The sequence below is a fragment of the Bacillus sp. FJAT-28004 genome (assembly GCF_001280845.1).
Taxonomy (GTDB): domain Bacteria; phylum Bacillota; class Bacilli; order Paenibacillales; family Paenibacillaceae; genus Pristimantibacillus.
Genome location: NZ_LGHP01000002.1, coordinates 105,255 through 125,412 on the forward strand (window position 1 = coordinate 105,255; position 20,158 = coordinate 125,412).

Sequence of the window (20,158 nt, forward strand, 5' to 3'; positions counted from 1 at the left end):
AGGCTGTTTCCAGCTTGCACTCCTTTTGTTTAAATATAATAAAGTATATCAATTGCTCCTGCTTATCTTATATTTCTCCGTCAAAGCTACTTCAGCATCCAGAGGATGCTGAAGGCGTTTTTGCTTGGGAAAACTACATTTTCATTACGCCGCCAGTGCTGGCAGATGTAACGAGGTGAGCATAGCGAGCCAAGTAGCCGCGCTTGATTTTAAGCTCAAAGCCTTTCCATTCGGAGCGGCGTTTCTCAAACTCTTCATCGCTGATAAGTAGATCCATCGTACGGTTGTTCATGTCGATCTCGATAATATCGCCGTCTTGTACGAAAGCGATAGGGCCGCCTTCAGCTGCTTCAGGAGAAGCATGGCCGATGCTGATGCCGCGAGATGCGCCGGAGAAACGTCCGTCTGTAATGAGAGCAACCTTAGCGCCAAGACCCATACCCACGATTTGTGAGGTTGGTGCAAGCATTTCTGGCATACCTGGGCCGCCGCGTGGTCCTTCGTAACGAATGACTACAACATGGCCTTCTTTAATTTTGCCGTTAGCGATGCCGTGAAGCGCATCGTCTTGTGAGTCGAAACAGATAGCAGGACCTTTGTGGTAGCCGCCAACGGACTTGTCAACTGCACCTGTTTTGATAATAGCGCCGTTAGGAGCCAGATTACCAAATAGTACAGCTAAGCCGCCGCGTTCTGTATGTGGATTGTCGATTGTATGAATAACGTCGGTGTCTTGAATTTCACAGCCAATAACATTTTCACGCAACGTTTTGCCGGTAACGGTCATGCAATCACCATGCAAAGCGCCTTCTTTCTTGAATAGCTCATTAAGCACAGCACTTACACCGCCTGCATTATGCACATCTTCAATGTGATAATCGGATGCAGGAGCGATTTTTGCCAAATGCGGAACGCGTTCAGCCACTTCATTGATACGCTCAATTGGGTACTCGATTCCAGCTTCATGCGCGATTGCAAGCGTGTGAAGAACTGTATTTGTTGAGCCGCCCATTGCCATATCTAGAGCAAATGCATTGTCAATTGTATCTTTTGTAACGATGTCGCGAGGTTTGATGCCAAGCTCGATAATTTTCATCAATTGGCGTGCTGCGTCTTTAACGAACTCTTTGCGTTCTGGAGATACAGCAAGAATTGTGCCGTTACCAGGCATAGCAAGTCCCATACCTTCTGCCAAGCAGTTCATGGAGTTAGCTGTAAACATACCGGAGCAAGAGCCGCAAGTAGGACAACCGAATTGTTCAAGCTCCATCAGTTGATCGTCATTGATTTTACCAGCTTGGTGAGCGCCTACGCCTTCAAATACGCTGGAAAGTGAAATCGAACGACCATCGGATGTTTTACCGGCTTTCATAGGTCCGCCGCTTACAAGCATAGTCGGGATATTGACGCGAAGTGCGCCCATGATCATGCCTGGCGTGATTTTGTCACAGTTCGGAATACAAACCATACCGTCGAACCAGTGAGCATTTACGACTGTTTCAATGGAATCGGCAATAATTTCACGGCTGGCAAGTGAATAGCGCATACCGATGTGACCCATCGCAATGCCGTCATCAACGCCGATTGTGTTAAATTCGAAAGGAACGCCGCCAGCCTCACGGATGGCTTCTTTAACGAGCTTACCGAACTCCTGTAGATGAACATGACCAGGAATAATATCAATATACGAGTTGCAAACCGCGATAAACGGCTTGTCGAAATCTTCCTCTTTTACGCCTGCAGCGCGAAGCAAGCTGCGATGCGGTGCGCGGTCGAATCCTTTTTTGATCATGTCTGAACGCATTCTTTTGGCCGCCATGTAAGTTCCCCCTATATGCTTATTAAAATATCAATACTCTCGATTTTATCACAATGGACAGGCGTTGGCTATAACGGCAGCCGAAAGGCATTCCACAAATAAATGTTAAAAAAACATTAAAAATGGCTTAAACATTGTGATATTCCGGGAAACAATAGGACATGATGCAGGTTATTCATGTATAGTATGCTCATTGGCAACGATGAGAATAATTTGAAGACGATAAGGAGGCGCTTGCATTTGGAAAGAAGAGTATTAATTGTTGATGATGAGCGGGAAATTGCCGATCTTATAGAGATCTATTTGAAAAATGAAGGGTTTGTTACCGAAAAAGCGTATGACGGAGAACAGGCATTGCTTGCCTACGCACGCGATCCGTTTGACTTAGTCATCTTGGACATCATGATGCCTAACATGGATGGACTGGAGACTACAAGGCGATTAAGGCGGGATCAATCGGTTCCTATTCTAATGCTTAGCGCAAAAGCAGAAGATATGGATAAAATTATGGGACTGATGACCGGCGCGGACGATTATATGATCAAGCCGTTTAATCCGCTTGAACTTGTTGCGAGGGTTCGCTCTTTACTGAGAAGATCCTACCAGTACAGCGGGCAAGCAAATGGAAATGGCGGAGCGCGCCTTGATAAGGAGCTTCGCCTTGGGCCGCTGCGAATCGATAAGCTGAGTCATACGGCTGAAATAGACGGCAAGCCGCTGCATCTGACTTCAACTGAATTTGGCATATTGCATTTGCTCGCTGGTCAGCCTGGCAGAGTGTTTAGCGCGGAGGATATTTTCCAGCAGGTGTGGAAAGAAAAATATTTTGATTCCAACAATACGGTAATGGTCCATATTAGTAAGCTCAGAGATAAGCTGGAGAAGGAGCTGGGTGATAAGATGATCATCACGGTCTGGGGGGTTGGCTATAAAATTGAAGGATAACCTAGCGCTAAAGCTTGTCTTCCGCTCGTTGCTGAATATGGTCATAAGCGTTGTGCTTGCGGCCTTTACGCTGTATATATTATTAGGCTTCGGTATGTGGCTAATCGATAATATAAGGCCAATTAGAGTTTTATATCAATTCGTTAATTCTATAGTTAACGATCGAAAGCTTGTACCTATTGCGGCAGGGGTCTTTTTGTTTGTTTTCTACTACATCATTCTCCAGTGGAGCTTATTTCATTATCTTGGGCGAATGAATAAGACGGTTCGCGGCATTGCGGATGGTACGTATGAAATGGATTACAAAATCGAAGTTCGGAAAAATAATATTTTTGGTCCAATGGCGGCGAATGTGAACAGCTTGGCTGGACGGCTTCATCACGCGCTCGTAGAAGAGCGGAAGGCAGAGCAAACCAAAAACGAATTGATTACGAATGTCTCTCATGATCTTCGGACACCACTAACGTCTGTCCTTGGCTATTTGGGACTAATTGAGCAAGATCGCTATCGAGACGAGGTTGAGCTGCGCCATTACGTTCAAATTGCTTATGAAAAATCAATGCGGCTGAATGTCCTCATTAATGATCTCTTTGAATATACGAGAATGCGTCATGATACGACCGCACTTAAAGTAACGAATTTTAATTTAATCGAAATGCTGGGGCAACTGCTCGTGCAGTTTCGTTTGCCGCTGGAGGAAGCGGGAATGGAAAGCAAGCTGGTGACGGATAAAACATCAGTCATGATCAAGGGGGATGCAGCCAAACTTGTGCGTGTATTCGAGAACTTGGTTGTAAATGCAATGAATTACGGCAGAGACGGCAAACAAGTTATTGTGACCGTTCAGGTGGAGGGAAAAACAGCTGTCGTTGAGGTTATCAATTACGGTGAACCGATTCCAACGATGGATATTCCTCATATTTTTGAACGTTTTTATCGCGTAGATAAATCACGCACTCAGTGGTTAGGCGGTTCAGGCCTGGGACTTGCCATTGCCAAGGGCATTGTAGAAAAGCATGAAGGTACAATTTCGGTGACAAGTGATTCGGAGCAAACCGCATTCCGCATAACATTGCCGATTATTAACTAATAATTAAGGGTTTCTTATGGTTTGTTTACGGTCTCCTTAAACTGAAGCTCCTATACTTGGTTGTATAGAAGTGACAGTGAAAGGGGATCGTTTTTTATGCAGCAAGAAACGTACGGAAGAAAACGTGGAGGCATAGTCCTATGGCTCCTAACAGCAATTGGAGTGATGGTTTGTATCTTTTATGTTATTTCATTAAAAGGGAGCCCTTCTAAATCTGATTTGCAGCTCGATTCAAGTTCGGCTATTTTAATAGATCTCGGCACGGGGGAAGTGCTTTACGAAAAAAATGCGAATGAGGCGCTGCCGCCTGCAAGCATGTCCAAGCTGATGACGGAGCTTATCCTATTAGATCTGACAAACGAGGGGCAGCTCAATTGGAAAGATCAAGTCATAACGAGCTCTTATGCTGCTGAGGTGCCGGGCTCGCAGATCGGCTTCGAGGCGGGACAGACTTATACGGTGAGAGAGCTTTTTGAAGCGATGGCGATTCATTCCGCGAATGATGCGGCTGTAGCGCTTGCGGAGCATGTTAGCGGCAGTGAGGCTGCATTTGTTCAATTAATGAACGCTCGGGCAGCTAAGCTGGGTTTATCCAGCGAAACTGTTTTTGCGAATGCAACGGGGCTCAGCTATGAGGATCTAATCCCATTCGCAGCCGCTTCATCGACTAGGGATACTATGATGACAGCTAAGGATACAGCATCGCTTGCAGCTTATGTGTTGAAGAAATATCCCGAGGTATTAGATGTGTCCAGCCAAAGCAGCATGAAGCTTGCAAGCACCTCGCAAAGATTGAAATCGACAAACTTGATGCTAAGCGGCATGCCTTATGCTTTTCCCGGCAACGATGGACTGAAAACAGGTTATACCGTACAGGCAGGTTATTGCTTTACAGGCACAGCAAAGAAGGATGGTAGACGCCTTGTATCCGTCATTATGGGAGCAAAGACGCCTGAGCAGCGATTTGCGGAAACAGGAAAGCTGTTTCAATATGGCTTCAAATTGAATGGCTTGGAGAGTGTAATGGGTCATGTTCAAAGTAAACTTGGTTTAAAAATAGGATGATTTCGGCAGAAGGAAAGTCGTACTCTCTCGAATAAAGTTGAAAGTAGTCGAGTAATCTCATCTAAATAGTTGTGTAAATGTCGTGTTAAGTCTAGGAGAAGCGCAAGTCGCTTTTTCTAGATTTTTTGTTTTTATGTCATAAAATCTGACGCGGAAAGATTTACTATCCATTATTTGCTGTTTATAATGAAACTATTACGGAAAAAGAGGTGAGTACATGCAATTGACCGAACGAGAAAAAGAAAAGCTGCTCATTACGATCGCTGCGGATTTGGCGAGACGTCGAATGAACCGGGGCTTGAAGCTTAATTATCCTGAAAGCATAGCGTTAATCACCTCTGAAATCATGGAAGGCGCACGTGATGGAATGACGGTCGCACAGTTAATGGAATTTGGAACAAAAATTTTGAAATCTGATCAAGTCATGATCGGCATCCCGCAAATGATTCACGAGGTTCAGGTAGAAGCGACTTTCCCTGACGGAACGAAGCTCGTTACCATTCATGACCCGATAACAGGATAAGTTTATGGATGGATATTGGCATTTGTAAATTTGATATAGAAAGTGGAATGTGACGGATTAGCTTCATAGGGAAAGGAGTGAATGGCCCATGATACCTGGACAATTTCGCACGGCTGAAGGTGAAATTGAATTAAATGCCGGACGTTTAACGAAGCAGATCATTGTAGTAAATACGGGTGATAGACCGGTTCAGGTTGGCTCGCATTTTCATTTTTTTGAAGTGAATCGTGCATTGAAGTTTGATCGCGAGACAGCTTTCGGGATGCGCCTGCACATTGCAGCAGGGACTGCGGTTCGTTTCGAGCCAGGTGAGGAGAAGCCCATTACAATCGTAGAGCTGGGTGGTTCGAAGCTTGCTTATGGACTTAATGGTCTAAGCCAAGGAAAAGCGGTGAATGGCGTGCTGCCTGATGCTGTTCGCGAGAGACTTGAGGCTTGGGAGGGCGAAGGTACATGACGAAGATGGATCGACGAAGCTACGCGGCCATGTTCGGCCCTACAAAGGGAGATGCCATTCGGCTGGCAGATACAGAGCTTTGGGCACAGATTGAACACGATTATACGGTGTATGGCGATGAATGCAAGTTTGGTGGCGGCAAGGTCATACGCGATGGCATGGGGCAGTCTAGCGGTGCGCTACGTGATGAGGGCGTGCTGGATACGTTGATTACAAATGCAGTTATTATCGATCATTCAGGAATCGTGAAAGCTGATATTGGCATTAAAGATGGTTTTATCGTTGGCATTGGCAAAGCGGGAAATCCAGACATTATGGACGGCGTGAATCCGAATATGATCGTTGGGGCAAGCACCGAGGTCATTGCAGGTGAGGGCAAGATCGTAACAGCGGGAGCTATCGATTCACATATTCATTTCATTTGTCCGCAGCAAATCGAGACAGCGCTCTCCTCAGGTGTTACGACGATGATCGGCGGTGGAACAGGGCCGGCAACAGGAACAAACGCAACGACGGTCACACCAGGTGCGTGGCATATGCGGCGTATGCTGGAGGCGGCTGAGCATTTTCCGATGAATATCGGCTTTACAGGTAAAGGAAATGCTTCATTCACCGCTCCGCTCATTGAGCAAATCGAAGCGGGAGCGATCGGATTAAAGCTGCATGAGGATTGGGGTACGACACCAGCAGCAATCGATGCCTGCCTGCAAGCAGCAGATCAATATGACATTCAGGTTGCCATCCATAGCGATACGCTGAATGAGGCAGGTTTCGTTGAGGATACTTTGGCGGCAATAGGCGGGAGAACGATTCATACCTATCATACCGAAGGCGCAGGAGGCGGTCATGCGCCAGACATTATCATCGCGGCTGGCGAGATGAACGTGCTGCCTTCCTCAACGAATCCTACGCGGCCTTTTACGATTAATACGATTGAGGAGCATTTGGATATGCTGATGGTTTGTCATCATTTGGACAGCAGCATACCTGAGGACGTCGCATTCGCCGATTCTCGAATTAGACCGGAGACGATTGCGGCGGAGGATATTTTGCATGATATGGGCGTATTCAGCATGATTAGCTCAGATTCACAGGCGATGGGGCGTGTCGGCGAGGTCATTATTCGGACATGGCAGACAGCTGACAAAATGAAGAAGCAACGCGGACCGTTGTTATCGGACAATGAACAGCATGATAACTTTCGCATTAAGCGCTACATTGCTAAATATACGATTAATCCAGCGATAACGCATGGCGTTTCTCATCTGGTAGGTTCGCTCGAAGCTGGCAAATTCGCTGATCTTGTGATTTGGAATCCGATGTTTTTTGGCGTCAAACCCGATCTTGTTTTGAAGGGCGGGAGCATCGCTTTTGCACAAATGGGCGATCCAAACGCTTCGATTCCGACACCCCAGCCTGTGTTTGGCCGTCCGATGTTCGCCTCCTTCGGAAAGCTGGTGTTCAGCAGCTCGATAACGTTTGTATCTCAGGCAGCGTATGACCTGGGGGTAGCGAAGGAGCTCGGTCTACAGAAACGCATTGAACCTGTAAGGGGCTGCCGCAGCGTAACGAAGAAGGATATGATCCATAATGATGCAACCCCTAAGCTAGAGGTGGACGCAGAGACGTACCATGTTCTGGTAGATGGCGAGCATGTGACCTGTGAGCCAGCAGAGGTGCTGCCAATGGCGCAGCGTTATTTCTTGTTTTAGGTGAGCGCTGCGGCCTCGAAGGATAGGAGGGGCAATCCTGTATGAATGATGATATTAAATGGCTGGCTATGCAGCAGCTTCTTGATTCGGCGCTGCCGATCGGTGGCTTCTCGCATTCGTTCGGTTTGGAGACCATGGTTCAAGATGGCAGAATGAATCGATCAGGACAGCTCTATGATTATGCTTCGGCTATGCTTCTGCAAAGCTGGGCAAGCTCGGATGCGATGGTGATCAAGGCTGTATATAGGGATGCGCCGCAAGGAGATTGGAAGAAGCTTTGGTCAATTGAACGGCTGGTCCATTTGCAAAGAGTCGCATCAGAAACACGCGGCGGTGTCGAGAAAATGGGCCGGAGGCTGCTTCAGCTTGCTGCAGCTATACATCCACAGCTGGATTGGTCGCCTCTGATGGAGGCGATGAAGGCGGGGAACTGTTTTGCATCCCATCCGCTTGCACACGGCTATGCCTGCTGGATACTCGGCGTTCCGGAGGAGAAAGCAATACAAGGATATTTGTATACTTGCATCGTAACCTGCGTCAACAGTGCTCTACGACTTATGTCGATGGGACAGACGGAGGGACAATCGTTGATCGCAAGGCTGACCCCTCTTACAGCGGAGGCTTTGGAAATAACACGAACGATGGAACCAGAAGAAGCATATTCCAATATGCCGATGGCAGAGATGGCGATGATGCGCCACGAACGGTTATATTCGCGATTATTCATGTCTTAATTATAAATAAATGGAGGAATGAAAAATGTGCCAAGGACAAGGACATACGCATCAGGAATGGGAAAGCCCGTCAATAGATAACTCGAGACCGATTCGAATCGGAATTGGAGGGCCGGTAGGCTCAGGGAAAACAGCGCTTGTAGAACGTTTGACGCGTGAACTTCATACTAAGTACAGCCTTGCTGTTATTACGAACGATATTTATACGAAGGAAGATGCTCGTATATTGTTCAATACGGGCGTGCTGCCTGAAGAACGTATAATCGGTGTTGAGACTGGAGGGTGCCCGCATACAGCTATTCGTGAGGATGCTTCGATGAATTTTGAAGCTATCGAGGAGTTGGAGCGGCGTTTTGACCATTTGGACCTGATCTTCATCGAGAGTGGCGGAGATAATCTAGCTGCGGCGTTCAGTCCTGAGCTTGTCGATCGGTTTATTTATATTATTGATGTCGCCCAAGGCGAGAAAATTCCACGCAAAGGCGGACCTGGCATTATGCGTTCGGACCTGCTTGTTATTAACAAAATCGATCTTGCGCCGTATGTTGGCGCGAGCCTCGAAGTTATGGAGGCGGACACGATCAAAATGCGCGGAGAGCGTCCTTTCGTATTTTCTAATTTGTTCGGCGGAGATGGCGTGGATGAGATTGTGAACTGGCTTACACATGAGGTGGCTCATGCGCGCGGAACGGAACACTCGCATGTGATCCAGTTAACGAGCATACCAGATGATAAGCGACATACAGCATCCTAATGAAGCAAGAACCAAGCAGTGCGGAGGCAGCAGTGATTCGGGGCGAGGGAAATGGAGTGCCAGAGGTCAGGACATCCGTTCTGCGCGCAACGTTCGCAAGTCGCCTCGGCCAAACATTAATCGGTAATAAATATCACACCGCCCCCATTAAGATTGCCAAAGCTTTTCCGCTGGATGGTCAGCTGGGCGTGATCGTAATGGATGTGTCACCAGGACTGCTCAGCGGCGATAGGTATGAGCTGGAATGGACTTCCGAGCAGGACTCTCATGTCATGATTACGAACCAATCGTATACGAAGGTACATCCTAGCTTGCCGAGCAGAGACTCCTCGATGCAGCAGTCGTTCGCGCTTGAGAATAATGCAGTCGTTGAGCATATGCCGGAGCCGATCATGCTTTATAAGGGAGCTGCGTTTCGAAACGAAACGAACGTTCGACTGCAAACAGGGTCTGCTTGGCTGCAAGCCGATGTGCTTTGTCCTGGTCGTACGCTACGTGGCGAACGCTTCGACTATCGCTCATACAGCAATTCACTAACCGTTCATTATGGTGAAGAGCTTATCTTCTCACAGCGGCAGCGAATTGAACCTGAAAGCCAAGCTATTTCCGCGCCAGGGAGCTGGGACGAAATGACCCACTGGGCTACTTTTTATATGTTCAGCGATCGTGTCAACAGTACTCATCTGGAGCAGCTTCAGGAGAAGCTGGATAGCTTCGTAGCTCCTGAGGCTCACAAAGTGGTTGCCGGAGCGTCTATGACCTATCGATACGGGGTTTCGGTGTCCGCTGCTTCGACGGCGGCATGGCCGCTGCTGCAATTAATGCAAGAGTTGTGGCAGACAGCGCGTATGGGATTGCTTGGCAAGCCTCCGCTGCGATTTTTGCAAGGATAATGCAAGCAGCTCCCTTCTTTTGTTTTGTTGAAAAAAAAGGTCAACCTGCAACCGTCGGTTGGCCTTTTTTGAGCTAAAACGAAAAGGTTTCATATTTATTTAATGAAGAACGTTAGTTAAACAAAGAAAGGGAAGGTATAATGTGAACAACAAGATGAATTAAAGAGAGTAGATAGGTTGGTGATCAATTGGAAGCTTCAAATGTGGAAAAGCAAGAATTAATGAGGCGGCTCGACGAATCATTTCGACAAGTGAGAAGACAAATAAACACCGAGTGGCACACCTATAATGTGCATGGTTTAGGCATGACTCATGGAAAAATGCTAATTATTTTGGGGAAAACGGGACCGCAGAAAGCATCAGCTTTGGCTGAGCAGCTGCTTATTACAAGTGGCGGAGTTACTGGAATTGCAGATCGTTTGATTGAGCTTGGATATGTGAAACGCGAACGCGGCGAGAAGGATCGGCGTGTCGTAATGCTGGACATTACGGAAGAGGGTATGGAAATTATCCATTTAATTGAGACGATACGCTCGAAGCTGATGCTTAAGCTGTTCGATGGAATGTCGATCGCAGATATGGAGCAAGGTGTTCAGCTATTCGAGCAAATGAGTAGAAATATGGAGTCGGATGTTACAAATTCGTGACTAATTGCATATTTCATTATTATTATGGATGAATTTAGTGTAGAATAAACTAGAAATTTGTCGAATCGAAAAAGATTGACAAAATCCGATAAAACAACTAGGATTAAAAGGAATTAAAACATTCAATTGTTTAGGGGAGATTACGATGAAAAAGGTTTTTGCTTTGGCGGTATCGTTGTTTCTAATGGTTGCGATTGTTGCAGCTTGCGGATCCAACAAAAATGAACCAGGAAACGCAGCGAATAACGGTGCAGGCGACAAAGCGGAGAAGAAAAAAATCGCTCTTGTATTGCCCGAAAAAATTGGCGTTAACAAGTTTTTTGTATTGATGGATGAAGGCTTCAAAAAAGCAGGATCCGAATTTGGCGCTGAAGTGAAAACAATTGAGTCCACTGACCCAGCGGGTTTTGAACAAAATCTTCGTGCAACGGTAGCTGAAGATTATGACTTGATCATAACTGCAACATTCCAAGCAGAAGATGCACTTAAGAAAGTGGCTGCTGAAAATCCGGACAAGTCTTTCGCGGTTATCGATACTGTCGTTGACCTTCCAAACGTTCGCAGCGTTAACTTCCGTGAGCATGAAGCTTCCTATTTGATGGGAGCACTTGCAGGTCTTGCAACTAAAACAAATATTGTGGGTGCAGTCGTTGCAATGGACGCTCCACTGCTTAGCAAATATACTTCAGGTTTCGAACAAGGCTTGAAGAGCACAAACCCAGATGCACAATTCCTTATCAACTATGTAGGCAGCTTCACTGATCCTGTTAAAGGTAAAGAGCTTGCTTTGCTTCAACAGTCCAAAGGCGCTGACTTTATCGCAGGTATGGCAGCAGTTGGCGACAACGGTGTTTTTGATGCAGCGAAAGAAAAAGGCTTCTTCACTTCCGGTCAAGATACAGATCGTACCGATGAAGATCCAGAACATATCGTGCTTTCACAATTGAAAGGTACGGATGCCGTAGCTTATGAAACAGTGAAAAGTTTTGTAGAAGGCAACTTCGCATTCGGCGTCGCAGACTACGGTTTGAAAGAAGACGGCGTAGGCTTAACATTCGTAACAAGAGATAGCAAGTCGACGCTTAGCCCGTTCATTGGCCAAGAAAATGTCGATAAAGTAAAAGCTATCGCTGAAGACATTAAATCTGGTAAAATCGTAGTAGTTAATCCGCTAGCTCAATAGAATAACATGCCGGCTGCTACCCATGCAGCCGGTTTGCTTGTTGCATAGAAGCTTCCTCCGTAATCGAGGGAGCGGTTTTTTTGTTTATATCGGGATTGAAAGGGGAGAGCTTTTGTATGTTGCTGCAAATGGACAGCATTACGAAGTCATATGGGAGCGTAACCGCGAATAGCAATGTTCAGTTTTCGCTGCAAAAAGGGGAAATTCATGCTTTAGTAGGTGAAAACGGTGCAGGGAAAACGACGTTAATGCGTATTCTGTACGGGATGGAAAGTCCGACAAGCGGTGAAATTCGAATTGATGGCAAGCCGGTTTCGTTCGGGAATCCTGCTGATGCGATTAAGCATAAGATTGGAATGGTTCATCAGCATTTCATGTTATTCCCGACGTTTACGATAGCTGAAAATATAGTCATTGGACGTGAGCCCTCCAAAGCGGTAGGCTTTGACCGCAAGGCTGCTGCCGCGGAGGTGGAGAGACTAGGCAAGCTTTATGGTATGCCAGTAGATCCTAGGAAAAAGGTTGCAGATTGTTCACTCGGCATGCAGCAGCGCGTTGAAATATTGAAGGTGCTCTATCAGGGCGCAGAAGTCATTATTTTGGATGAACCAACAGGCGTCTTAACGCCGCTCGAAGTGAAGGAGCTGCTTATTGCTATTAAAGGATTAGCTGCGCAAGGCAAAAGCTTTATTCTTATTAGTCATAAGCTGCAGGAAATTATGGAAGTCGCTGATCGCGTTACCGTACTTCGCGATGGAAAGGTTACGGGAACAGTCGACGCGAAAGATACGAGTGCAGAACATCTGTCACGGCTCATGGTAGGCCGGGATTTAGTACATATATCACGCAATGAGGCGAGCAAAGGCAAGCCTGTTCTTGAGGTATCCAATGTTTCTATTCCTGGGGTCAAAACGAAGCCGCTGCTGAGCGCTATTAGCCTTCATGTCAATGAAGGTGAAATTGTTGGGATCGCCGGCATATCGGGCAACGGTCAGTCGGAGCTTTTACAAGCGATATCAGGATTAATGAAACCGGAGAGCGGTACGATTAAGCTGCTCGGTAAAGATGTGACAGGCGCGCCGGTTGGCGTTATTCGTGATAGCGGACTCGCTCATATTCCAGAGGACCGTTACCAATGGGGGGTTGCAAAGGACGCAACCGTTACCGAGAATGGCTTGATGGGACATGCTGTTAAGCATCAGAAATATGGTGTTTTGAATGGATCGAGCATTCGGCAGATGGTTGGCGAGTGGGTTACGCGCTTTGGGATAAAAACAGGCTCTTTATCTACGAAAGCTCAGTATTTATCTGGGGGAAATCTTCAGAAGCTCATTGTTGCACGGGAGCTTGCGCAGAAGACACCGTTTCTTATTGCTGCGGAGCCAACGCGAGGCGTTGACGTCGGCGCTATGGAAATTATACATGGAGAGCTGCTTAAGAAGCGGGATGAAGGCGGAGCAATATTGTTGGTTTCATCGGAGTTGACTGAAATATTGAAGCTTTCGGATCGGGTATTGGTCATGTATGAAGGTAAGATCGTAGGCGAGCTGGATGCTGACAAAGCTACAGAAGAGCAAATTAGTTTGTTAATGGCGGGAGGAAAAGCGGTTGGATAAGCTGGTACAATTCGGACGTTCGCTGTTACAGCCGCTTTTGGCTGTTATTATTGGTTTAGCAGCGGGTGCGATTGCCATTGTTATCGTCGGAGGCTCCGTAATGGAGACATACGCGGAAATGTGGAAGGGCGCCTTCGGCAGCTTTTATTTTTTTACGAATACGCTAAGTAGAGCTACGCCTATTATTCTTATTGGACTAGGGGTGGCGCTGGCTTTCCGAGCTGGATTTTTTAATATGGGATCGGAAGGTCAGATGGTATTAGGCGCACTAAGCGCTGCTGTTACGGCAATCTATTTGCCGGGACCAGGTTGGTTTAAGCTGATTGCCGCTATTATAGCTGGAATTATTTCCGGGGGAATATGGTCGGCTTTTGCAGGCTGGCTCGATGCAAGATTTCGAATGAACCTACTTATCACAACATTATTGCTTAATTATATTGCGACTTTATTTGCAGGGTATATGGTATCGTATCCGCTGAAGGATCGTACAGGCTCTGCTGCAATGGCCCAAACGGTTATGCTTGATCAAAGTGTATGGCTGCCGAAGCTGTTTAAAGGAATGAGCCTTCATGGCGGATTTATCATTGCTGTGGTCGGAGCGATATTGCTGTTCTTGTTCATGCGATACACGGTTAAGGGCTACGAAATCAGAATGCTTGGCGGCAACCCGCTGTTTGCAAGTTATGGCGGTGTGCAACGTGGAAAAATGATGCTTATAAGTATGTTCGTTAGTGGAGGATTTGCCGGATTAGCGGGCTCCGTAGAGGTTCTTGGAACACAGTACCGCTATTTAGACGGTGCTTTGACCTCTCCAGGTTATGCTTGGTCGGGTATCATGGCAACACTTCTTGCCGGATCCCACCCGCTCGGTACGGCAGTTGCCGCTATTTTGCTTGCTGCACTGCAGACCGGTGGAATGGGAATGGAGCGTAATACGGATGTTCCGCTAGAGGTGTCCAGCATCATTCAAGCGGTGCTCATTTTGTTCGTCTCAGCTAAATTTACTTATTCGTTCATTAAACGCAAGAAGGCGAGGTCATAGTATGGATTTTTTATTAGATGTCTCGCTGTATGCCTCGACGCTTCGTATGGTTACACCTATTCTGCTTGCGGCACTCGGCGGCGCGATATGTGCCCGGGTCGGATTGTTCAACGTAGGCCTTGAAGGCTTAGTGTTGATCGGAGCATTCTCTGGGATTGTGGGCAATCACTTTACGGGAAATGTATTCGCAGCCGTATTGTTTGCGGTCATGTGCTCGCTCCTATTTTCAGTTTTGTTTGGTTTTATGAGTATCCATTTGAAGGCTAATGTCATCGTTGTCGGTATTGCGCTTAACTTTCTAGCGCTTGGACTCACGACATTCTCGCTGCGCGCGATCTTTAATGTAAAAGGCGCATACTACAATAAGGATATGATTGGGCTGCCCAAATGGGATATTCCGGTGCTAAAAGATATTCCATGGCTGGGCGAGGTTTTATCCGGGCATTCCCCGCTCGTCTACTTGTCCATCATACTCGTTATTGTGCTGCAGCTGTTTTTGTTCAAGACGGTTACTGGCTTTCGCTTGCTAGCAGCTGGAGAGAATCCGACTGCCGCCAAAAGCTTAGGCATTAAGGTAACTCGCATTCAGTATGGAGCAGTGCTGCTATGCGGTGCGCTTTGCGGACTTGCAGGCGCGCAGCTGTCGCTTGGCAATGTCACCATGTTTACAGAGGGCATGACTTCCGGTAGAGGTTTCATTGCTCTGGTTGCAACGATGCTTGGTCAATCGAATCCAATCGGTGTTGCGGCTTCAAGCTTGTTGTTCGGATTTATGGATGCACTCAGCATCAGGCTGCAGGGTTTTGCTCTGCCGACTCATTTTACGATGATGCTGCCTTATATTGTTACGATACTCGCTATGTTGTTCTTTAAAGATAAAGGTTATATGCAGGAAGCTCGCAAGTCGAATGAGAGCTCCCGTTAGAACCGAGATGGCTTATTGTCAACTGATGAATCTGCAGGGAATGGAACTTGGAGGTAAACGACATGCATAAAAAAGCAGAACGTCTTAAAAAAGTGACTAGCATTAAGCAGGCGGTGCTTGCTCCTGAGCTGGCCCATCGGATTCCGCCTGGTCAAACGATGACAGAGCGTTTTCCGATTTTGCATGAGGGAGAGGTTCCTTCGTATGACATTAATAGCTGGTCGCTGCGCGTGTTCGGCGAGGTAGAGGAGGAGCGTACGTTCAGCTTCGAACAACTGCTTGCTTTGCCTCAAACGAAAACGATGTGTGACATTCATTGCGTAACACGCTGGTCGAAGCTTGATACGGAATGGGAAGGCATTAAGTTTAAGGATCTGCTCCCTCTGCTCGGCGTAAAGCCAGAAGCGAAATATGTAATGATTCACGCGGATGAGGACTATGACACGAATGTGCCGCTTGAGGATTTAATGCACGATAACGTACTGCTTGCCCATCGATTTGCCGGTGAGCCGTTGACGGATAAGCATGGCTGGCCGATGCGGATGCTCGTCCCTCATTTGTATTTTTGGAAAAGCGCGAAGTGGATTACGGGTATTGAGTTTATGAAAGAGGATCGCGAAGGCTTCTGGGAGCGCAATGGCTTCCACAACTATGCCGATCCATTTAAGGAACAACGCTTCACGAGCGAAGAGAACTCGATGCCGGAAGACGAATGGATAACGAAGGAGTTTGATTAATCAGATGCTGCCTATACTACAAGTTAACCCAGAAGATTTGCCGGCTTACGCCATCGTATGCGGTGATCCGCGGCGCGCGGAGACGATTTCACAGAAACTAACCAATGTAAAAGAGCTTGCGTTCGCTCGCGAGTATCGGACATTTGTAGGTGAATATAAAGGCGTAAGACTAGCCGTAGTAAGCCACGGCGTAGGTTCACCAGGAGCAGCGGTATGTTTTGAGGAGCTTATCCGCGGAGGTGTTAAGACGCTTATTCGTGTCGGTACGGCGGGTTCTTACTCAGCGGATCACCCTGCAGGAAGCCTAATCGTCAGCACAGCGGCAGTTAGAGCTGAAGGGCTCACGCATCAGCTTGTGCCGGCTGGATTCCCAGCTGTCGCTGACAGCGCGGTTACAGAAGCGTTGTATGCGTCTGCGCTTGAGAGCGAAGGCATTGTTAAGAAAGGCATAACAGTAACGCTTGATGTCTTTTTCTCAGGTGTTGTTGACATTCCGCATCGCCAGTACAAGCAAGCAGGCGCACTAGCCGTTGAGATGGAGATTGCGGCATTGTTCGTCATCGCAACGCTGCGCGGCGCGCGTGCGGGAGCGATTCTGGCGCTGGACGGCTATGCGGATTCTGATTTGGCGGGCGAATATGATCCGCATACAGATGTTGTAGCGAAAGCGATTGAACGTGAGATTGAAACGGCGCTTCTTGCCGTAACTAAGCTTGCATCCGTGTAACCATACTTGTCGTTAAGTAAAGGAGGGCTTCACGTGAGTGGAACGTTGTTTAAACGAGAGTGGCTGAATGGAGATTTTTATCCGCATGTGTACGCTTATTATTTTAAGCAGTGGTCTGATTACGCGATGACCTTTCACACGCATGATGCAATCGAAATTATGTATGTCATCTCAGGAGCTTGCGGTATCGAGCTGGAAGCAGCAACAACAAGGCAAGCATGTGAAATGACGCTCAAGAAGGGTGATTTTATTATTCTTGATGCGAATGTGCCGCATCGACTTACCGTGGACGAGCGTGGGCCCTGCCGGATGCTTAATGTTGAATTTGATTTTAGGGAGCGTCCGTCGGCGTTCCCCTCTATACGGCAGCTTGCTTTGGAGGATGAATTTGTGGACAGATTGATCACAGAGCCGTCCTCTTATTTGTTATTGCGTGACCCGAGTGAAGTCTATCAGGTGCTCAAAAGCCTCGTGCTTGAGCTGGACGGACGAGGCAGAAGCATCAATATGAAGGCGGAGCTGTTGTTTGCGCAGTTGATCTTGGCGATTGCAAGGCTTCATAAGGAAGCTGGCGTAAAGGGCGCTAATCCGATCGAAGTTTATGTGAAGCAATCGATTGAATATATGCATCATAACTATGATAGAGATATTCAAGTAAAGGATATTGCCGCGGCTGTAAGCTTGCATCCAGGGTATTTGCACCGTGTATTCCGCGCGCAGCTTGGTCAGACGTTAACAGGGTATTTAACCGAACTTCGGATGGAGAAAGCGAAAATGCTGCTCCGTGAGACGGATATTGCTATAGCGGATATTTGTGATTATGTTGGAGTCGGAAGCAGGCAATATTTTCATGCGATGTTCAAAAAATATACGAATCAGACGCCTATCGCTTACCGTCATTCGGTTGAAACTCAAATATGGGACATCCGCTAGCAAAACAGAGAGTAGTATAAAGTGACGATTTCTGACACTCTGAGCGACTTTGGTCACAATATTGATAACGCTTCCTTATTATCGTTGATAAAATGTAGAGGAGATCAACGAACTCTATTCAGACGATAACTGGAGGCTGATTGGCATGTCTACTTTTAAAATTGCATTTATAGGCGCGGGCTCGATCGGATTTACTCGCGGACTGCTGCGGGATTTGCTTGCTGTACAGGAGTTTCAAAACATTGAAGTCGCATTTACGGATATTAATGCGCATAATCTTGAGATGGTTACAGCCCTTTGTCAGCGTGATATAGATGAGAACGGCCTGTCGATTTCTATTCAATCTACAACGGATCGGCGCGAGGCTTTGAAGGATGCAAAGTACGTAATTTGTACAATTCGCGTCGGAGGCCTTGAGGCTTTTGCAACCGATGTAGATATTCCTCTCAAATACGGTGTTGACCAATGCGTTGGCGATACGCTTTGTGCTGGCGGCATTATGTACGGTCAGCGAGGCATCGCTGAGATGATGAACATTTGTCGTGATATTCGCGAAGTTTGTGCGAAAGATGTGCTTCTGCTCAACTATGCAAATCCGATGGCGATGATGACTTGGGCATGCAATAAGTACGGCGGAGTGCGGACGATTGGTCTATGCCATGGCGTGCAAGGGGGACACTGGCAAATATCCGAGGCTTTTGGACTGAAACCCGAGGAAGTAGATATCATTTGCGCGGGTATCAACCACCAGACATGGTATATCCAAATTAAGCATAACGGCGAGGATTTGACAGGCAAGCTGCTCGAAGCATTCGAGAAGCATCCAGACTTCAGTCGCACAGAGAAGGTACGTATCGATATGCTGCGCCGTTTCGGCTATTATAGTACGGAGTCAAATGGGCATTTGAGCGAGTATGTGCCTTGGTATCGCAAACGGCCAGAGGAAATTACTGATTGGATCGATATGAGCTCATGGATTAACGGAGAAACGGGCGGTTATTTGCGTGTATGCACAGAGGGTCGCAATTGGTTCGAGACAGATTTCCCTAACTGGATGAAGGACCCGGCGAATGAATTCAAGACAGAGCTGCGAAGCCATGAGCATGGCTCATACATCATTGAAGGACTGGAAACGGGGCGAATCTACCGAGGCCACTTTAATGTGGAAAACAAAGGGGTCATTGCGAACCTGCCGAGCGACGCCATCATTGAAGCTCCAGGCTATGTTGATCGCAACGGTATCTCTATGCCTACTGTTGGCGAGCTGCCGCTGGGCGCCGCAGCGGTATGCAATGTAAGCATCTCTGTACAGCGTCTTGCCGTTGAAGCAGCCATTCATGGCGACATCAACCTGCTAAGACAAGCTTTTATGATGGATCCGCTAGTTGGGGCAGTTTGCAATCCGAAGGAAATTTGGCAGATGGTCGATGAGATGCTTGTGGCGCAGGAGCAGTGGCTGCCGCAGTATACGGATTCTATCGCAGCAGCCAAGAAGCGCCTAGCGGAAGGACCTTTGCTTCCTACGCGTGATTATAAAGGTGCAGCGCGTCTGAAGGTGAAGACGGTAGAGGAAATGCAGCAGGATCGAGATGCCGCTAATAAAAATGCAGGCGAATCGGATAAAGGGAAGGAACGGGTTTAACGCGGTGCGTATTTGAGCTCCATTGCTTCAAGCCTAGTCCCCGGGGGTGTCCAAGCAGGTGGTCCGAATTTCTTGAGGTAGCCTAATGTGTTTAGGTAACTCTCTACCGACTGCTCTTCGTCCATCTTGCGGAAAATTTCCCAACAAGCAATAACGTCATTTAGTGCACGATGTCCGCCGATTAGCGGAATGCCATAGCGATCCGACATGTCTTTCAGCGTATGAGGATAAACATGCCGTGCCCTGCTAATCGTGAGCGTATCGATGAAGCTGTTCGTAAACGATCTGCCAGCGATTCGAAGCAAGGAATGGTGCAGGAAGCCAAGGTCGAAAGCAGCGTTGTGAGCGATCAAAACATTGTCGCCTAACATTCGGTTTAAAATACGAAAAGCGGTGTCCTCGTCCATGCCGTATGAAGTCATCTCATCAGTGATGCCAGTCAGCTCTGTTATTTTGGCGGAAAGCTTGCCGTCGTAACGTACCAGTGTACTGAATTCACTAGCTATTTCGCCATTAACGCAGCGGATTGCGGCCATCTCGATAACACGATCCTTCTTCGGATCAAGGCCGCTCGTTTCAAAATCGATTACCGTATAAGAATGATTAGTCATCGTTGGTTCACCACTTTTTCTAGTAATAAGTTGCCATCTCTTATGAAATAATTCGACAAAAAACATAAATAACCTTCTATTGTGAACATGAAACGACCCATTG

Annotated in this window: 20 protein-coding genes; 18 read left to right on the forward strand and 2 right to left on the reverse strand. The window is 47.2% G+C overall.

Translation table 11 applies throughout. The annotated features are described in order from the left end of the window. Window positions 1–133: 133 nt before the first annotated feature. Window positions 134–1,804, reverse strand: a complete 1,671-nt coding sequence (ilvD, locus tag AC787_RS22835) for a dihydroxy-acid dehydratase (RefSeq protein WP_414731000.1) — start codon at window positions 1,802–1,804, stop codon at window positions 134–136. 201 nt (window positions 1,805–2,005) lie between these two features. On the opposite strand from ilvD, the gene AC787_RS22840 reads away from it, so the two are divergent. The 18 genes from AC787_RS22840 (at window position 2,006) to AC787_RS22925 (ending at window position 19,444) form a co-directional block, all read left to right on the forward strand. After that, window positions 2,006–2,764 (forward strand): response regulator transcription factor, encoded by a 759-nt coding sequence (locus AC787_RS22840; RefSeq protein WP_054028152.1) that lies wholly within the window; start codon window positions 2,006–2,008, stop codon window positions 2,762–2,764. Continuing rightward, the gene (locus AC787_RS22845) at window positions 2,754–3,854 is read left to right on the forward strand and encodes a sensor histidine kinase (protein WP_152970733.1); all 1,101 of its coding nucleotides are present in this window, start codon (window positions 2,754–2,756) and stop codon (window positions 3,852–3,854) included. Before AC787_RS22840 ends, AC787_RS22845 begins: the two co-directional genes overlap by 11 nt. 96 nt (window positions 3,855–3,950) lie before the next feature. Then, window positions 3,951–4,919 (forward strand): D-alanyl-D-alanine carboxypeptidase family protein, encoded by a 969-nt coding sequence (locus tag AC787_RS22850; protein WP_082361053.1) that lies wholly within the window; start codon window positions 3,951–3,953, stop codon window positions 4,917–4,919. A 217-nt stretch (window positions 4,920–5,136) separates the two neighbouring features. Next, window positions 5,137–5,442, forward strand: coding sequence for an urease subunit gamma (locus AC787_RS22855; RefSeq protein ID WP_054027289.1), 306 nt, complete (start codon window positions 5,137–5,139; stop codon window positions 5,440–5,442). Window positions 5,443–5,530: 88 nt separating this feature from the next. Continuing rightward, window positions 5,531–5,899, forward strand: coding sequence for an urease subunit beta (gene ureB / locus AC787_RS22860; protein WP_054027290.1), 369 nt, complete (start codon window positions 5,531–5,533; stop codon window positions 5,897–5,899). After that, complete coding sequence (gene ureC / locus AC787_RS22865; RefSeq protein ID WP_054027291.1) at window positions 5,896–7,611, forward strand: urease subunit alpha; 1,716 nt, start codon at window positions 5,896–5,898, stop codon at window positions 7,609–7,611. The genes ureB and ureC overlap by 4 nt, the downstream gene beginning before the upstream one ends. 41 nt (window positions 7,612–7,652) lie before the next feature. Next, window positions 7,653–8,345 (forward strand): urease accessory protein UreF, encoded by a 693-nt coding sequence (locus AC787_RS22870; RefSeq protein ID WP_054027292.1) that lies wholly within the window; start codon window positions 7,653–7,655, stop codon window positions 8,343–8,345. A 25-nt stretch (window positions 8,346–8,370) separates the two neighbouring features. After that, window positions 8,371–9,099 (forward strand): urease accessory protein UreG, encoded by a 729-nt coding sequence (gene ureG / locus AC787_RS22875; protein WP_054027293.1) that lies wholly within the window; start codon window positions 8,371–8,373, stop codon window positions 9,097–9,099. Then, window positions 9,099–9,992: an urease accessory protein UreD gene (locus AC787_RS22880; RefSeq protein ID WP_082361054.1), complete on the forward strand. Its 894-nt coding sequence runs from the start codon at window positions 9,099–9,101 to the stop codon at window positions 9,990–9,992. The genes ureG and AC787_RS22880 overlap by 1 nt, the downstream gene beginning before the upstream one ends. A gap of 203 nt (window positions 9,993–10,195) precedes the next feature. After that, entirely contained in the window at window positions 10,196–10,639 is a 444-nt protein-coding gene (locus AC787_RS22885) for a MarR family winged helix-turn-helix transcriptional regulator (protein WP_054027294.1), read from the forward strand. Window positions 10,640–10,784: 145 nt separating this feature from the next. Further along, a complete protein-coding gene (locus tag AC787_RS22890; RefSeq protein ID WP_054027295.1) occupies window positions 10,785–11,822 on the forward strand; it encodes a BMP family lipoprotein in 1,038 nt (345 codons plus the stop codon). Window positions 11,823–11,938: 116 nt separating this feature from the next. Continuing rightward, window positions 11,939–13,438, forward strand: a complete 1,500-nt coding sequence (locus tag AC787_RS22895) for an ABC transporter ATP-binding protein (RefSeq protein WP_054027296.1) — start codon at window positions 11,939–11,941, stop codon at window positions 13,436–13,438. Further along, a complete protein-coding gene (locus tag AC787_RS22900) occupies window positions 13,431–14,480 on the forward strand; it encodes an ABC transporter permease (protein WP_054027297.1) in 1,050 nt (349 codons plus the stop codon). Before AC787_RS22895 ends, AC787_RS22900 begins: the two co-directional genes overlap by 8 nt. Before the next feature lies 1 nt (window position 14,481). Continuing rightward, complete coding sequence (locus tag AC787_RS22905; protein WP_054027298.1) at window positions 14,482–15,405, forward strand: ABC transporter permease; 924 nt, start codon at window positions 14,482–14,484, stop codon at window positions 15,403–15,405. Window positions 15,406–15,467: 62 nt separating this feature from the next. Beyond that, window positions 15,468–16,142 (forward strand): sulfite oxidase-like oxidoreductase, encoded by a 675-nt coding sequence (locus tag AC787_RS22910; RefSeq protein WP_054027299.1) that lies wholly within the window; start codon window positions 15,468–15,470, stop codon window positions 16,140–16,142. Window positions 16,143–16,146: 4 nt separating this feature from the next. After that, window positions 16,147–16,869, forward strand: coding sequence for a nucleoside phosphorylase (locus tag AC787_RS22915; protein ID WP_054027300.1), 723 nt, complete (start codon window positions 16,147–16,149; stop codon window positions 16,867–16,869). A 33-nt stretch (window positions 16,870–16,902) separates the two neighbouring features. Beyond that, the gene (locus AC787_RS22920; RefSeq protein WP_054027301.1) at window positions 16,903–17,802 is read left to right on the forward strand and encodes an AraC family transcriptional regulator; all 900 of its coding nucleotides are present in this window, start codon (window positions 16,903–16,905) and stop codon (window positions 17,800–17,802) included. Window positions 17,803–17,947: 145 nt separating this feature from the next. After that, on the forward strand, window positions 17,948–19,444 hold the full coding sequence (locus AC787_RS22925; RefSeq protein ID WP_054027302.1) for an alpha-glucosidase/alpha-galactosidase: 1,497 nt from the start codon (window positions 17,948–17,950) through the stop codon (window positions 19,442–19,444). Here the strand turns inward: AC787_RS22925 and AC787_RS22930 are convergent. After that, window positions 19,441–20,055, reverse strand: a complete 615-nt coding sequence (locus AC787_RS22930) for a PolC-type DNA polymerase III (RefSeq protein WP_054028155.1) — start codon at window positions 20,053–20,055, stop codon at window positions 19,441–19,443. The genes AC787_RS22925 and AC787_RS22930 overlap by 4 nt on opposite strands. Window positions 20,056–20,158: the final 103 nt, after the last annotated feature.